Origin of the sequence: Herminiimonas sp. (assembly GCF_030645555.1) — a bacterium.
Lineage (GTDB): Bacteria > Pseudomonadota > Gammaproteobacteria > Burkholderiales > Burkholderiaceae_D > Oxalicibacterium.
Map to the genome: position 1 here is coordinate 1 of NZ_JAUSME010000035.1, position 15,764 is coordinate 15,764.

Consider the following 15,764-nt stretch of genomic DNA (forward strand, 5'->3'; position numbering starts at 1 on the left):
GACGTGGCCAGCGCATGGGCTTGTTCGCCGGCTCCGGCGTCGGCAAAAGCGTCTTGCTCGGCATGATGGCGCGTTACACCACGGCCGATGTGATCGTGGTCGGCCTGATCGGCGAACGGGGTCGCGAGGTCAAGGAATTCATAGAACAGATCCTCTGCACCGAGGGGCTGGCACGTTCCGTCGTCGTTGCGGCACCGGCCGACACACCGCCACTGATGCGCCTGCAAGGCGCCGCCTACGCGACTGCCATCGCCGAACACTTCCGCGATGAAGGCAAGAACGTGCTGTTGATCATGGATTCACTGACACGTTACGCGATGGCGCAACGTGAAATTGCGCTGGCCATCGGTGAGCCGCCGGCAACCAAGGGTTATCCGCCATCGGTCTTTGCCAAGCTGCCCGCACTGGTAGAGCGTGCCGGCAACGGCAAGGAAGGCGGCGGCTCGATCACGGCTTTTTACACGGTACTGACCGAGGGCGACGATCAACAGGATCCGATCGCCGATGCCGCACGCGCAATTCTGGACGGCCACATCGTGCTCAACCGCTCGCTGGCCGAAGCCGGCCATTACCCGGCCATCGATATCGAGCAATCGATCAGCCGCGCCATGCACAACATCACCACGCCGGAACATCAAAAACAGACGCGCAAGCTCAAGCAGCTGACTTCACGCTATCAGCGCAATCGTGACTTGATCAGCGTCGGCGCTTATAGTGCAGGGGCCGATCCGGTACTGGATGAAGCGATTGCGCTGAACACGGAAATAGAGTTGTTTTTACAACAGGACATTACCGAACGCAGCGACATAAACGAGAGCTTGGGGCAACTTGCCTCGCTATTCGAGCGATAGCCGGCGCTCGCAAAAAAATATAATTACCCAAAATGGCTACATCTTCTGCATTAGACACACTGATAGAGCTGGCCACCAAGGAAACCGACGAGGCTGCCAAACGTCTGGGGCAATGCATGAAGGCAGCCGAGGAAACCGAGCAAAAACTGGCCTTGCTGATGCAGTACCGCGACGATTATGCGGCGCGCTTTCAGCAGAACCTGACAACCGGTTTGACGGCGATGGGTTATCGCAATTTCCAGCTTTTCATGGACAAGCTGGAACAGGCGATAGACAGCCAGAAGCTGGTAGTACGCGATGCACATGTCCGCGTCGAACGTGAACGAACTGCGTGGCAGGCCAGCGAGCGCAAGCGCATGTCGTACGGCACGCTGGCAAATCGGGCATTAAAGAGCAAGCAGCAGGCAGAAAGCAAACGCGATCAAAAGCAGACGGATGAACACGCGGCAAGGCAATTTCTGTACAAAAGATAAACCACCAGAACAGGCGGCAGCATCATGAATACTTCAACCATCAACAATGCTCTCCCCGTGATAGCGGCGCCTGCGAACAACAGCAAGCAGGATGCGGCATCTTCATCCGAAGCCGGCGCCTTCAACCAGGTGCTGTCGCGTGAAATCGCCGATCGCAACAATGCGGGCAACACCAGTGAAGTGGCAAAAAACGCGCAAAAAGATAATTCAAATAGCGGCGATAAAATGAAGAACGAGGCGAAGAATGAAGCCTCCGGCACGAATGCCAAAGATACTGCAAAAGCAACGGACGAAGACAATACCAGCGCGATAGCCGATGGCAACGAGGCCGATGCAGAGCCGATAGCCGCCTCTGCAGAAATGCTCGCTTTCATCGCCTCGCTGGTGCAGGCAAATACTGCCGCCACACCCGCAGCAGTGGCAACGGATGCACTGCCGGCAAGCGAGGCCGCAACCAGGATCGGCGCTACCGACACGGCACTCGATACCACTCTTGGCGCCGCCACCACTGCCGCAGGCGCCAGCGAAAAAGATGCAATAGGCAAGGCATCCGATTTCGTCGCCGCGCTCGACAAGGCCACGACAGCCACCGGCGACAGCAGCAAGGCAGCGGCGCCAGCAGCCAGCGCACCGGTCAAGGCCGATGTCGAACTGGCCGCCGTTGCGCTCCAGACGGCCAAGGCATTTGAACCAGCCACCGTGACGAATCCGCAGAACATCGCTGCAGTCACAACGGCGGCGCTCCAGCAGCTCAATGATATCCAGGGTGCGCAATCCAGCAAGCTGGCACCGCAAGTCGGCAGCCCCGACTGGAGTCAGGCTCTCGGTCAAAAAGTGGTGTGGATGGTGCAAGGCGCCCAACAGACTGCAACCCTGATACTGAATCCGCCCGATCTGGGACCGATGCAAGTCACCTTGAATGTATCGAACAATCAAGCCACAGCCAACTTCACCGCGCATCAACCTGAAGTGCGGCATGCGCTGGAAGCCGCCATGCCGCGCCTGCGCGAAATGCTCAATGAAGCCGGCATACAACTGGGCCAGTCCAGCGTCAGTGCCGGCACGTCCAGTCAACAAAATGCATTCAGTGAACAGCGTCAGAATGGACGCCAGGCCAGCCAGAACGGCAATGCAGCTGATCCTGCCATCCATGTCAGCCATGTGCCGGTTTCATCTGCAGGTACCGGGATAGTTGACACCTTTGCCTGATGCCATAGTGTGAAATTTTCGGCCGGCAATTGTGAAACCACATGAGGAGCTGAATCGCTCCCGTGTGCCGAGCGGGTCATTGGCAGTAACACAATCTCTCGCCATCCATCAAAAACCGTATTCTTTTCGCACATGCGGGTGTCTGCCGCAATGAATAATGGTCTAATAGCGCCTTGAGCAGGAGTTCTGTAATGGCCGCAGGCTTTATGGTCCTCCGCAGGAAAAAGCGACCGCAGGATGGCATGACGTGAATACGATGATATGCGTCGTATTCCCCTCTCTTTTCCATGCATCCTGTGCGTCGTTTTTTTTTAATAATGGCATGTACCCAAAAAAGCATGCCGTACCTGAGGAAAACAGATGGCAACAAAGGCAGCCCCAAAAACAGATGTATCTGCAGAAAAACCGAAGAAATCAAAATTATTGATTATCGTGCTTGCGCTGTTGATCGTAGTGGCTGGCGGTGGTGCTGGCGCATGGTACTTCCTGGGGCAAAAGGCAGCGCACGCACCGGCAGCCAAGGCAGTAGAAGCAGAAGCCAAGCCGCCGGTTTTTTTGCCTATGGAGACATTCACCGTTAACCTGCAGGCTGAAAATGGCGAGCAGTTTCTGCAAACCAGCTTTACCCTGCAAGTGGCTGATCAGGCGCAGGTTGATTTGATCAAGTTGTACATGCCGCATGTGCGCAGCCGTCTGCTGCTTTTATTGTCGAGCAAGAAGGCATCGGAAATCCTGACGACAGAAGGAAAGAACAAATTGTCTGAAGAAATCCTTGCCATTTTTAAACAACCGTTTACACCACAGGGCCCGACCATGAAAGTAAGCAGCGTCTTGTTTACCTCTTTCGTCGTGCAATAAAACCATGGCCGATAATTTCCTCTCACAAGAAGAAGTTGATGCTCTGCTAAAGGGCGTCAATGGCGATCAGGATGAGGCTGGCAAACCGGAAGATACTGCGGGCGTACGCCCCTATAATCTGGCAACCCAGGAGCGCATCGTGCGCGGCCGGATGCCGACGCTGGAAATTATCAATGAACGTTTTTCACGCCTGCTGCGCATAGGCCTGTTCAACTTTTTGCATCGCAGCGCGGAAGTATCGATCGGTCCGGTACGCGTATCCAAGTACAGCGAATTCATCCGCAACCTGGTCGTGCCGACCAATCTCAACCTGATACACATGAAACCGCTGCGCGGTACCGGCCTGATCGTCCTCGATCCGAACCTGGTATTCCTGCTGGTCGATAACCTGTTCGGTGGCGATGGCCGCTTCCATACCCGGGTTGAGGGTCGCGACTTTACGCAAACCGAGCAACGCATCATCCAGCGCATACTCGGCATCATTTTCGAAACCTACGCCAAATCGTGGGAGCCGGTTTATCCGGTCGAATTCGAATACATCCGTTCGGAAATGAATACGCAGTTCGCCAACATCGCCACGCCGAATGAAGTTGTGGTGGCCACGACTTTCACGATCGAACTCGGCCCGGTCAGCGGCGACCTGCACTTCTGCGTGCCCTACTCGATGATCGAGCCTATCCGCGATCTGCTGACCAGCAGCATGCAGGGCGAAACGCTGGAAATGGACAAGCGCTGGATCCGTTTGATGACGCAACAGATCCAGACTGCAGAAGTTGAAATCCTGGCCAACATGGGTTCGGCAAAAGTAACACTGGGCGACATACTGAACATGAAGATCGGCGATGTCATTTCCATTGCCGTACCGGATCAGATTACGGCAGAAGTCGACGGCGTGCCGGTGATGGAATGCTCGTATGGGAAACTGAATGGGCAATATGCACTGCGCGTGGAAAAACTGATTTATAGCGCACACGATTCAATGCAAGGAGAAGATCATGAGTGAAGAAAACGAATCCCAAACGGCTGCAGAGGACGATTGGGGCGCAGCCATGGCCGAGCAGGTGCAGACCGAAGCCGAAGCTGCGGCGCTGGCACCCAAACCGGCAACTGCCACTGTATTCAAGGATTTCTCCGGCGGCGACCTGAAGACCGGCACGCACAACGATATCGATTTCATACTCGACATCCCGGTACAGCTGACAGTTGAACTGGGGCGCACCAAAATCGCCATCAAGAATTTGCTGCAATTGGCGCAGGGTTCCGTGGTCGAACTCGATGGCCTGGCAGGCGAACCTATGGATGTATTGGTCAACGGCTGCCTGATCGCCCAGGGCGAAGTCGTTGTCGTCAATGACAAGTTCGGCATCCGTCTGACCGATATCATCACGCCGTCCGAACGCATCCGCAAGCTGAACCGATGATTTGCATACGCCTTGCCTTGCTCGCGCTGTGGCCGGCAGCAGCAGTTGCGCATGCTGCAGACGCAGCCAGCGCAAGTTCATCGGCCGCCGGCAACCTGGTGCAGGTAACGCTGGGCTTGCTGGTGGTACTCGGCTTGATGGCTGCCTCTGCGTGGTTGTTGCGCCGCTTCAATGCGGCAAAAGGCATCAGCGCCGCCCATGTCAAGATCATCGGCGGCGTCAGCGTCGGCAGCCGTGAACGTATCGTCGTGGTTGAAATAGCCGATCAGTGGATAGTCGTCGGGGTCGCCCCCGGTCGCGTCAATGCGCTGAGCACGATGCCACGACAAGAAATAACTGCCGTCACTGACGCCGCACCTGCGAAAAATTTTTCGACCTGGCTTGCGCAAACAATCGAAAAACGTAATGGCCAATAAGCTCTCGATACGGACACGCCGCTGTCTGCCTTTCTTGCTGTTCGCGTTGCCGCTTGCGGCCATCGCACAACAAGCCGGCCTGCCGGCACTGACCAGCGTCCCGACCGCGGGCGGCGGTCAGACTTATTCTCTCAGCCTGCAAACCCTGCTGCTGCTGACCGGGCTGTCCTTCCTGCCCGCCGCATTGCTGATGATGACCAGCTTTACCCGCATCATCATCGTACTCTCGCTGTTGCGTCAGGCGCTCGGCACCCAGAGCTCGCCACCGAACCAGGTCATCATCGGACTCGCACTGTTTCTGACACTGTTTGTCATGAGTCCGGTGCTGGATAAAATTTACGTCGATGCCTATCAGCCGTTTGCCGCCAACAAGATACAAATGGGCGAAGCGCTCGAAAAAGGCGTGGCACCGCTGAAGACTTTCATGATCAAGCAAACACGCGAATCCGATCTGGCGCTGTACGTGAAAATGTCCAAGGGGCCGGAACTGCAAGGCCCGGAAGATATTCCGCTGCGCGTATTGGTGCCGGCTTTCATCACCAGCGAATTGAAAACGGCATTCCAGATCAGCTTCGCCATCTTCATCCCCTTCCTGATCATCGATATGGTGGTCGCCAGCGTACTGATGTCGATGGGCATGATGATGGTGTCGCCTTCGATTGTGGCACTGCCATTCAAGTTAATGCTGTTTGTACTGGTCGATGGCTGGCAGCTATTGATCGGTTCGCTGGCACAAAGTTTTTACTGAGGATTTGCGATGACTCCCGAAAGTGTCATGACCCTGGGTCGCCATGCGATTGAAGTCACCGTCATGGTAGCGGCGCCCATGCTGCTGGTTGCGCTTGCCATCGGCCTGGTCGTCAGCATCTTCCAGGCCGCGACCCAGATCAATGAAACCACGCTGTCATTCATTCCGAAATTGATCGGCATTTTTGCCGCACTGGTGATAGCCGGGCCGTGGATGTTGACCGTCATGCTTGATTACATGCGCGAAATGTTCACCAGCATTCCCTTGCTCGTCAGCTAGCATCCCCAGCTCCACTACCGAGCGGCATGATCACCCTTACCAGCGCAGAACTGAACACCTGGATAGCCTCATTCATGTGGCCGCTTACGCGGATCATAGGATTGATTTCTGTCGCCCCGCTGTTTGGCAACGTGAGCGTGCCGGCACGGGTCAAGATCGGGCTCGGCATCATGCTGGCATTGATCATTGCACCCACCGTGCCAGCGCTGCCGGCGATGGACCCGATGTCGCCCACCGGCCTGCTGATACTGATGCAGCAACTGCTGATCGGTCTTGCAATGGGCTTTGCGATGCGCATCGTGTTCGCAGGTGTCGAAATGGCGGGCGAAATCAGCGGCATGACGATGGGCCTGGGTTTTGCCAGCTTCTTCGATCCGCAGACACGCGCACACTCATCGGCAATCAGCCAGTTTCTTGCGCTACTCACGCTGATGATTTACCTGGCGAGCAATCTGCACCTGGTCGTCCTTTCCACGCTGGCGCAAAGCTTCGAGTTGCTGCCGGTTTCCAGCAGCTTTGTCTCTGCCGGCGGCATGCTGGAGGTAGTCAAATGGGGGGGGCGCATCTTCAGCGCAGGCGTGCAGTTGTCGCTGCCTATCGTCGCCGCCTTGCTGATCACGAATATCGCACTCGGTATCTTGACGCGGGCAGCGCCGCAATTGAACATTTTTGGTATCGGTTTCCCGATCACCATCGGGGTCGGGTTCATCATGATAGGCTTGGTCTTGCCCTATTTGATGAATCCGATCGTCAGCCTGTTGCAGGAAGGTATAGATGCGATGGGTAGAATTACCGTGGCGCTGGCGCCGCTCAAATAAAAACGCGGCGCGCTTGTGACTGACCTGCCCAGGCAACTGCACAGGCAAGTCCAGCCATCAGCTAAGCATGTTGAACAGCGACAGGCCGGAAATCTTGATGAAGGACTGGCGCGCTGCTTCCAGCGTGTATTGCTGCTGCGTAAAGCGTGAGTACGCCTCTACCGGATCGATGTCCTGCAAATCAGTCAAGGTCTTGGTGTACTGAATCTTCAATTCAGAGCCGGCGCTATCGAGATTGTCGATTTCCTTCAAACGCGAACCAACCGAGGAGCGGATAGACGAAATATTGTCGAGCGCATTTGCCACGTTGTTGTTCGCTGTTGCCAGGTTGTTGGCCAGTTTTGTTTTCCCATTGCTGCCGGCTGCCGAAGTAGACAAGGTCGCAATAAGATCAGTGATCGTGGTGAATATGCTTTGCTGGGTACTCGGCTTGACGCTGAACGTATCGCCATTCTCCGGACTGCCTTTGATGTCGAATTGCATCCCGCCGAATGTAATCGCCTGCCCACTGACATAAGGCTGCGCCGTTGCAGGTATCGCTGGCACCGGCGTTTCAGTCACCAGATAAGTCGTTGCACCCGTCGTGGCATTGACAGTGAACGTGACGGCAAAGTCGTGGTCGGTCAGTTGCGCAAGGTCAGCGACCGATCCGGTACTGATCAATCCGCTACCGGTGTTGCTGGCTCCGGCGGCGGTAACGAAACGGCCATTCCCGGTGGAAGCACCTTCAAAAACCGTGCTTCCGGAATCGCTGGTCGCCAATTGACGCGCTGCTTCCACCTGGGTCATGCGCTGTCCCTGGTCGCCGGCATAGGCCGCTCCCGACACCGACTTCGAAAAAGGCTGGGAAGATGTTTGATATCCGGAAAAAATGTAATTGCCGCTGCTGTCGCGCGAATTTGCCAGACCCAGCAGTTCATCAAAATTGCTGTGCAACTGGGTCGCATACATTTTGCGTTGCGCATCGTCCAATGCACCATTGCCGGCACCGACTATCACATCCTTGACCGATTGCAGCAAGGAGGTGACGCTTTGCAAGACGCTTTCTTCCTCGGACAATGCGCTTTTGGCGTTCGAGCGATTGGTTGTAAACTGTGCATTGATCGACAGGGCCTGGTCCATGCCCAATGCGGCTGCCGCCGCAACCGGGTCATCGGCTGGCGTCAGGATGCGGCGATTGGTGGAAATCTGCTGCTGTGTTTTGGCCAGGCCAACCTGCAACTCGCTGATCTGCCGCGAACCCATTTCATACATGGTATTGGTGCTGATGCGCATGATCTTTATTCCTATCGAGCTAACGAGATCAAAACATCGAACATGTCGCTGACGGCCTGCATGACCTTGCCCGACGCCTGATATGCCTGTTGATAACGCAGTAAATTGGTCGCTTCTTCGTCCAGATTGACACCCGACTCCGATTGTTGCGCGGTTTGTATCTGTTTCAGCAATGTCGTTTCGGCCGCACTATTGGTCTGCAGCTCACGCGCCTTGTTGCCGACCATGCTCACAACCTGGCTATAAGCGCTGTTGTAGCTTGTCGTCCCGCCCTGCAATACCTTCTTGGTTTGCAGTTCGCCCAAGGCCAGCATGTTGCGATTGTCGCCACTGCCATTTGAATTGGCGCTGATGGTAAATGTGTCGCCATCGGCTGGAGCACCAGCGATCTCGATTGCCATGCCGGCAAACGAGATGGTGGAACCAGCCGTGTAGGTGACCGGTGTGCCCGAAGCAAAGGTCGTTGCCACGCCATTGGTCGTCACAGTGACTGCAGTCGCGGGAAAGCCGGTCAGGGTTGGTGGCAGCGATGTGCCATCGTAGGTCAGCGTGACAGGCGTCGCAATATTCGCGAGGGCAAAGCTGGCGTCGACCTTGCCGGAACTGATCGTACCGCTGCCGCTATTGGCGGTTGGCGCGGCGGTACGAATCGGGGTGCCGGCGGCGATTTTCGACAGATCGTTGATCAACACATTGAAATTCGCTGCGCCGTTGATCGTCGGCTTGACGATGAATTCATCACCGGCCGCCATCGTACCCGAGGTCAGCGAGAAGCTCACGCCGTCTATCGCCGCACCAGGAAACGCAGCGCCCGAATACATGGACACGCTGTCAGGCATACGCGTGACTTTGTAATTGGTGCCATCGTAAGACAGACGATAGTCGTTGGTTGTCAGCGCCGAAACATTGGTGATGCTGGCGCCGATTACTGCCGTACCTGTATTGTTGTTGCTGGTATTGACGAGCGGCGCCGCCATGCTGAAAAAGTCGCCGCCCAGCGCACCGTTCTGGTCCTGCCCCAGCTTGTGCTGCGCATTGAAGGTTTCTGCCAGGCCTATCGCAATCCGGCCCAGGGAATTCTGCATCGTATCCAGCGTTTTGCTGCGATAGTCGAATAAGCCACCCAGATTGCCACCGACCAAAGAATTTTCCGGCAGGATGATGGTATTGCCATTGGTGACATAACCCACTTCCAGCCGGCTCAAGTCGGTTGGCGATGCGATGGTCTTGAGTTCCAGCACGTCGGTGCCCACCACCAGCGGCTGGCCATTGCCGATAAAGACGCCGTAACCGCTTTCCTGCTTGACTACCGATACCTTGGTTTGCTTGGACAGCTCGGAAATCACCAGATCGCGCTGATCGAGCAAATCATTCGGCGGCTGTCCTGTGCCATTCTGCGCCTTGCCGATCGCATCATTCAATTGTGCGATCTGCTTGGCGTAGGCGTTGATATTGGTGACTGCAGCGCTGATCTCAGTATTGACTCCATCGTTCATGCTTTGCAGCTGACCCGACATGTTCTGGAAGCGCGCCGCCAGCGATTCGGCTCCCGACAGCATGGCTTGGCGCGATGAGGTAGAAGCCGGATTGGCCACCAGATCCTGGATGCCCTTGAAGAAATCCTGCAGCACAGGGGTCAGGCCGGACGACGAATCAGCGATCATGTTATTGATCTTGCTGATTTGCGCATAGTAAGTGGCCAGCTGGCTGGCGCTACCCTGGGTGCTGATCGCCTGCGTGCCGAGAAAGTCGTTATAAACCCGCTGGACAGTCTCTACCCTGGTGCCGTTACCAATAAAACCGTAGCCCAGGTTCTGCCCGCCCATCGACGCCTGTATGACCAATTGTCGGCTGTAACCTGGCGTTGCCTGGTTGGCGATATTGTGTCCTGTCGTGGCAATTCCCGCCTGTGCTGCGGCAAGTCCACTCTGGGCGATGCTGAGAATATTGGCCATGTTTATCTTTTAAACGCTATATCGATGTGTACGGCAAACCGATGGAAAACTTGAATGGATAGTTTTGAAACTTGTGCAATGCATAACTACACACCATCACAACAGGTATCAGGCAGACAAGTTACGATTGATGATGTTGGTCAGTTTCGCTGCATAGTTAGGATCCGTCGCATAACCGGCGCGCTGCAAGCCTTGTGCAAAACCCTTCACATCGCTTGCATTCGCCAGTACTTTTTCATAACGCGGATTATCGCGCAGCAATTTTGCATAATCGCGGAACGAGTCCGCATACGAATCGTAGGCGCGGAATTTTTCCACCCGTTTTTGCGCCACGCCATTCACATATTCAGTCGTCACTGCATCGACGGTCTTGCCTTTCCAGCTGCCCGTCGCCTTGATGCCAAAAAGATTATGACTGGTGCCGCCATCTGCGGTGCGTATCACATGCTTGCCCCAGCCGCTTTCCAGCGCGGCTTGTCCCAGCATGAACTTGGCAGGAATGCCGGTCGTACGGCTGGCTTCTTCTGCATGGGCCGTCAATTTATCCTGGAAAACCTGTATGTGTGCCGGCTTGGAAGAGGATGCAGCAACGGCGCCGCCGCTTGCCTGCACGCCGTGCGCAGCATTTGAACGTTGCGCGGCAAGCGCATTGCGCTCGGCCATGGAGCGCATGATTTCGGTGCGCATGCTGGTGGTATCGGTCGATGGCAGGGCATTCGATGCGCCGGCTTCCTCGCCCGAGACTGCAGCATTCATCTGGGTATTCGACAATTGGCGTATCAACACATCAGCCAGCCCTACCCCACGGCTCGCCATGTTCTGGCTCAACTGCTGGTCCAGCATCGACGTGTACATCTTGGTCTGCTGATTGTCGAACACGCCTTCTTGCGGCGTGGCTTCGCGCATGCTTTTCATGATCATGTTCATAAACAGCGCTTCGAACTGCTTGGCGGCAGCCTTCAGCGATTCAGGCGAATTTTGCCGCGCTGACTGCTTCAGCGATTCGACACCCTTGGCATCGATTGCGAGGCTGCTGTTCGAATTGTCGGCAGGCGTAATCATATTGAGCCTAGATAATTTCCAGTTCTGCGCGCAGCGAGCCGGATGCCTTCATCGCCTGCAGTATTGCCAGCAAATCCTGCGGCGTTGCGCCTATCGAATTCAAGGCCTTGACGACATCGGCCAGCGAAGCTGAATTCTTCAACAGGATGACCTTGCCCGGCTCCTTGCTGATTTCAATCTGCGACTGCTGCGCAACCACCGTCTGGCCACCGGAAAATGGCGCCGGCTGGCTGATGACAGGCTGCGTATTGATAGTGACCGACAGGTTGCCGTGCGATACCGCGCAGGTGTCCAGCGTCACGGCCTGGTTCATCACGACCGAGCCGGTGCGCGCATTCATGATTACCTTGGCACCGACGATGGCCGGCGTCACATTAATGCTTTCCAGCGCGCCCAGGAAGCTGACGCGTTCGTCATTGCTCGCCGGTGCACGCACACGGATCACGCGGCCGTCCTGGGCCGCAGCAGTTTGCGGACCAAAGCGCGCATTGACTGCATCCACCACGCGGCTGGCGGTAGAAAAATCGCTTTCCTTCAATTCGAGGAAAATGACATCGCCCTGCCCCAGCGAACTGGCAACTGCACGCTCCACCGTCGCCCCCGCAGAAATGCGCCCGACGCTCAAATGATTGATCTGCGCCTTGCTGCCGTTGGCTGCCGCACCGGCGCCACCGACGACGACGTTACCTTGCGCCATGCCGTAAATCTGGCCATCCGCACCTTTGAGCGGCGTCATCAGCAAAGTGCCGCCGCGCAGGCTTTTCGCGTTACCCATCGACGACACCGTGATATCCAGCGTCTGGCCCGGTTGCGCAAATGCCGGCAGTGAGGTCGTCACGATAACAGCGGCCACGTTTTTCAATTGTAGATTGGTGCCTGGCGGCAGGTTGACGCCCATTTGCTGCATCATGCTGACTACGCTTTGCACGGTAAAAGGCGTTTGCGTGGTTTGATCGCCGCTGCCGTCGAGACCGACGACCAGGCCATAGCCGAGCAATTGATTTTGCCGTACGCCCTGCACGCTGGTCAGATCCTTCAGGCGTTCTGCCTGCGCTGCCAATGGCGTCAGCAGGCACGCCGAGCAGAGCAAGGCCTGCAGCGATTTTTTAACAACGGAAGTCATGTGTACGGTTTTCATAAATAATCCTGGTTGCCTCCACAGCACATCACAGAGGAATCACGCTGAGGAAGAAACGCGCCATCATCGCCATCACTGCAGCGCCATCGATGCGGCTGTTGGTACGGTATTCAATACGCGCATCGGCTACCTGCGTCGATGAAACGATGTTGCCGGCATTGACGGTGCTTGGATCGACGACACCGGAGAAGCGGATGAACTCGGCTCCCTTGTCGAGCGATACCTGTTTTTCGCCAGAGACGATCATGTTGCCGTTGGAAAGTACTTCCACCACGGTGACAGTCAGAGTACTGATGAAGTTATTGCTGGAAGTAACCGCGCCCTTGTCTTCAAACTTGGATGAGGTCGATGCGCTGGCATCCAGGCGGCTGGTGAGGGAACCGAACAGGCCAAACAGGTTAGGCGCCGCTGCGGTAACCGTACCGACCTTGCTGCCGGAACTGCCGGCCAGCTTGCCGGCCGAACTCTTCTCGTTGATCGTGATCGTGATCGTGTCGCCGACCAGGCGGGCGCGACGATCTTCAAACATCGGGCGATAGGCAGCCGACTGGAAAATGGCGCCATTGGCCGGTGGCGCGATGGTGTTCGCCGCCTGCGGGCGCGCCGTCAATGGCGTCTGCACTATGGTTTCCGGCATCATGGCGCAACCGCCCAGCAGCGCGCTAGTCGCCACTATCATCGCCAGCAAATATTTTTTCATTGCCATTCCCCTGCTTACAATTGCGTCAAGCGTTGCAGCATCTGGTCCGAGGTCGTGATCGCCTTGCTGTTGATTTCATAAGCGCGCTGGGTCTGGATCATGCTGACCAGTTCTTCAACCACATTGACATTCGATGTCTCGACATAATTCTGCTTGACCAGTCCGGCGCCGTTGGTGCCGGGCGTGTTGGTGCTCGGATTGCCCGATGCGGTGGTTTCCACAAACAGGTTTTCGCCCCGGCTTTGCAGGCCGGCCGGATTGATGAAGGTCGCCAGCTGGATGGCGCCGACTTCAGACAATGCTGTCGTACCCGGCACCGTCACGCTGACTATGCCGTCGCGGCTGATATTGAGTGCAGTGGCATTGGCCGGCAGCGTGATTGCAGGCTGTATCGGATAACCGCTGGCAGTCACCAGCTGGCCCTGGCTGTCGGTCTGCAGGGAACCATCGCGCGTGTAGGCCGTAGTGCCGTCCGGCATCAGCACCTGGAAGAAACCGTCGCCTTCAATCGCCATGTCCTTGCTGTTGCTGGTCAATTGCAAGTTGCCCTGCGTATGGATGCGCTCCGTTGCGACCGGACGCACGCCGGTACCCAGCTGCAGGCCGGATGGCAATTGCGTCTGCTGCGACGATGCGGCACCCGGCTGGCGCATGTTTTGGTACATCAAGTCTTCAAATACCGCGCGTGAACGCTTGAAACCGGTGGTGCTGACGTTTGCCAGGTTATTGGAGATGACGTCCATCTGCGTTTGTTGCGCATCCAGACCTGTTTTGGAAATCCATAAGGAACGTATCATTTTCTTCTCCAGTGTTTCGGCAAACTGCCCATAGAGCGAGCGTCTAGTTTCATTCTGCCTGTACGCGCATTAATTCAAAGCGAGAAATTCAGTTGCTTTGGCAGCGTTACTCTCGGCATGCTTCAATAAATTCATGTGTAATTCGAACTGGCGCGCCAGGCTGATCATGTTGACCATCGCATCGACCACATTGACGTTGCTGCCTTCGACTGCACCGCTGACAAGGTTGACGGTGGCATCGACTTCCGGCGCCTCGCCATCCTTCGTCACGAACAGGCCATCATCGCCGCGCACCAGGTTGAGCTCATCCGGATTGACCAGTTTGAGGCGGCCGATCTCGGTGGTGGCGCCCGGCTTGCTGCCCAGCTGCACCGATGAAATCGTGCCATCCTTGGCGACCGTGACATGTACATCCGGCGGGATCGTGATCGGCCCGCCATCGCCCAGCACATTCAAGCCGGACTGCGTCTGCAGCACGCCGTTTTCATTGATCTTCAGACTGCCGCCGCGCGTATAGCCTTCCGTGCCATCGGCACGTTCCACGGCCATCCAGCCTTTTCCCTGAATGGCTACGTCGAGGTCGCGTCCGGTTTGCTGGATTGGGCCGGCACGAAAATCGGTGCCGACTGTCGAGTCGACCACGAAAGTACGCGTCGGCAATCCCTCGCCGACCACCGGCACTGCGCGGAAAGTATCGAGCTGGGCGCGAAAGCCGGTCGTCGAAACATTGGCCAGATTGTGCGACGTCGTGGCCTGCTGCTCCAGGATTTGCTTGGCGCCCGTCATGGCGGTGTATATCAGTCTGTCCATATCATTTCTCCTATGATCAGTCGCATCAACTTTGCAAATCAGCCGATACGACTGCCATCACTACCTGCATTAGCGCAAGTTCACCAGTGTCTGCAGAATCTGATCCTGCGTCTTGATGGTTTGCGCATTGGCTTGATAGACGCGCTGCGCAGTAATCATGTTGACCAGCTCTGACGTCAGGTCAACGTTCGACTCTTCCACCCTGGCCGACTGCACTGCGCCGAGGCCGCTGCTGCCCGGCGTACTGGTCATCGGAACGCCGGATTCTGCAGTCTCGACCCACTGGTTGCCGCCGACGTTTTGCAAACCGTTGGGGTTGGCAAAATCCGACATGATGACCTGTCCCAGTGTCTTGACTTCGCCATTGGTGTAACGGCCGACGATGTCGCCGTTGCTAGAGACGGCGAACGTGGTCAGGGTGCCGGCGTAATAACCGTTAGGCAGCTGTCTGCTGACGCCGAAATTACCGGCAAACTGTTGCGTGCCGGTAGAGTCGATCGTGATATTGAACGGTGTAGCCGCACCCGTGGTTACCGCCATCGGCACCACCAGAGGCAAAGGTGTAGTGCCGGTCAGTGCGCCGCCGGTATTGAAGGTCATCGTTCCGAGCAAGCCGGGAGGCGTGGTGGCGTTCACCGGCACGCCATCATTGGTGGCAAATACGCTCCACTGGCCGCCTGCAGTCTTGACGTAGAAGGTGCGCAGCGTATGCGAATTACCCAGGCTGTCGTAGACCGGCGCAGAGGTGGAATCGCTGAATGTCGCAGGATCGTTAGGGTCGAATCCTGCTGCGGTTAAATTACCCTTGCGCGAATCAAGCGTGAGCGCCAGGTCATAGGTGCTGGTGGCTTGCGGGGCCAGATCGGCCTTGTCGATTTTCAGTTCGGTCGGCGCCCCAACTGCAACCACGCCGTTCGCATCCGCCATGTAGCCGGTCAGGCGTCCGCCGCTTGC

Annotated in this window: 18 protein-coding genes; 10 read left to right on the forward strand and 8 right to left on the reverse strand. The window is 56.5% G+C overall.

All coding sequences use genetic code 11. The features are described from left to right. From Q7T06_RS01440 to fliR, 10 genes are all read left to right on the forward strand, one after another. The coding region (locus Q7T06_RS01440) for a FliI/YscN family ATPase (protein ID WP_304778932.1) at nt 1-851 on the forward strand (851 nt) is incomplete at its 5' end. Nucleotides 852-883: 32 nt separating this feature from the next. Further along, the gene (gene fliJ / locus Q7T06_RS01445; protein WP_304778935.1) at nt 884-1,324 is read left to right on the forward strand and encodes a flagellar export protein FliJ; all 441 of its coding nucleotides are present in this window, start codon (nt 884-886) and stop codon (nt 1,322-1,324) included. 24 nt (nt 1,325-1,348) lie between these two features. Then, on the forward strand, nt 1,349-2,533 hold the full coding sequence (locus Q7T06_RS01450; RefSeq protein ID WP_304778937.1) for a flagellar hook-length control protein FliK: 1,185 nt from the start codon (nt 1,349-1,351) through the stop codon (nt 2,531-2,533). 360 nt (nt 2,534-2,893) lie between these two features. Continuing rightward, entirely contained in the window at nt 2,894-3,391 is a 498-nt protein-coding gene (fliL, locus tag Q7T06_RS01455; protein ID WP_304778939.1) for a flagellar basal body-associated protein FliL, read from the forward strand. Nucleotides 3,392-3,395: 4 nt separating this feature from the next. Further along, entirely contained in the window at nt 3,396-4,394 is a 999-nt protein-coding gene (gene fliM / locus Q7T06_RS01460; protein ID WP_304778941.1) for a flagellar motor switch protein FliM, read from the forward strand. Continuing rightward, entirely contained in the window at nt 4,387-4,812 is a 426-nt protein-coding gene (gene fliN, locus Q7T06_RS01465) for a flagellar motor switch protein FliN (RefSeq protein WP_304778943.1), read from the forward strand. Before fliM ends, fliN begins: the two co-directional genes overlap by 8 nt. Next, complete coding sequence (gene fliO, locus Q7T06_RS01470) at nt 4,809-5,228, forward strand: flagellar biosynthetic protein FliO (RefSeq protein WP_304778947.1); 420 nt, start codon at nt 4,809-4,811, stop codon at nt 5,226-5,228. The genes fliN and fliO overlap by 4 nt, the downstream gene beginning before the upstream one ends. Continuing rightward, nucleotides 5,218-5,976, forward strand: a complete 759-nt coding sequence (gene fliP, locus Q7T06_RS01475) for a flagellar type III secretion system pore protein FliP (RefSeq protein WP_304778951.1) — start codon at nt 5,218-5,220, stop codon at nt 5,974-5,976. The genes fliO and fliP overlap by 11 nt, the downstream gene beginning before the upstream one ends. A 9-nt stretch (nt 5,977-5,985) precedes the next feature. Continuing rightward, complete coding sequence (fliQ, locus tag Q7T06_RS01480; protein WP_304778954.1) at nt 5,986-6,255, forward strand: flagellar biosynthesis protein FliQ; 270 nt, start codon at nt 5,986-5,988, stop codon at nt 6,253-6,255. A gap of 26 nt (nt 6,256-6,281) precedes the next feature. Continuing rightward, nucleotides 6,282-7,073 (forward strand): flagellar biosynthetic protein FliR, encoded by a 792-nt coding sequence (gene fliR, locus Q7T06_RS01485; protein WP_304778957.1) that lies wholly within the window; start codon nt 6,282-6,284, stop codon nt 7,071-7,073. Nucleotides 7,074-7,130: 57 nt separating this feature from the next. Here fliR and flgL read toward each other — a convergent pair whose 3' ends face one another. The 8 genes from flgL to Q7T06_RS01525 all read right to left on the reverse strand — a co-directional run. After that, nucleotides 7,131-8,348 (reverse strand): flagellar hook-associated protein FlgL, encoded by a 1,218-nt coding sequence (gene flgL / locus Q7T06_RS01490; RefSeq protein ID WP_304778959.1) that lies wholly within the window; start codon nt 8,346-8,348, stop codon nt 7,131-7,133. A gap of 11 nt (nt 8,349-8,359) precedes the next feature. Beyond that, nucleotides 8,360-10,303, reverse strand: a complete 1,944-nt coding sequence (gene flgK, locus Q7T06_RS01495) for a flagellar hook-associated protein FlgK (protein ID WP_304778961.1) — start codon at nt 10,301-10,303, stop codon at nt 8,360-8,362. 108 nt (nt 10,304-10,411) lie between these two features. After that, complete coding sequence (gene flgJ, locus Q7T06_RS01500) at nt 10,412-11,365, reverse strand: flagellar assembly peptidoglycan hydrolase FlgJ (RefSeq protein ID WP_304778963.1); 954 nt, start codon at nt 11,363-11,365, stop codon at nt 10,412-10,414. A 7-nt stretch (nt 11,366-11,372) separates the two neighbouring features. Continuing rightward, nucleotides 11,373-12,503: a flagellar basal body P-ring protein FlgI gene (locus Q7T06_RS01505; RefSeq protein ID WP_304778966.1), complete on the reverse strand. Its 1,131-nt coding sequence runs from the start codon at nt 12,501-12,503 to the stop codon at nt 11,373-11,375. 28 nt (nt 12,504-12,531) lie between these two features. Continuing rightward, nucleotides 12,532-13,203: a flagellar basal body L-ring protein FlgH gene (locus tag Q7T06_RS01510; RefSeq protein ID WP_304778970.1), complete on the reverse strand. Its 672-nt coding sequence runs from the start codon at nt 13,201-13,203 to the stop codon at nt 12,532-12,534. Nucleotides 13,204-13,217: 14 nt separating this feature from the next. After that, entirely contained in the window at nt 13,218-14,000 is a 783-nt protein-coding gene (gene flgG, locus Q7T06_RS01515) for a flagellar basal-body rod protein FlgG (protein WP_304778974.1), read from the reverse strand. 69 nt (nt 14,001-14,069) lie between these two features. Next, nucleotides 14,070-14,810 (reverse strand): flagellar basal-body rod protein FlgF, encoded by a 741-nt coding sequence (gene flgF, locus Q7T06_RS01520; RefSeq protein ID WP_304778977.1) that lies wholly within the window; start codon nt 14,808-14,810, stop codon nt 14,070-14,072. Nucleotides 14,811-14,879: 69 nt separating this feature from the next. Then, nucleotides 14,880-15,764, reverse strand: an 885-nt coding sequence (locus Q7T06_RS01525) for a flagellar hook protein FlgE (RefSeq protein ID WP_304778980.1), incomplete at its 5' end; no start/stop codon positions are given.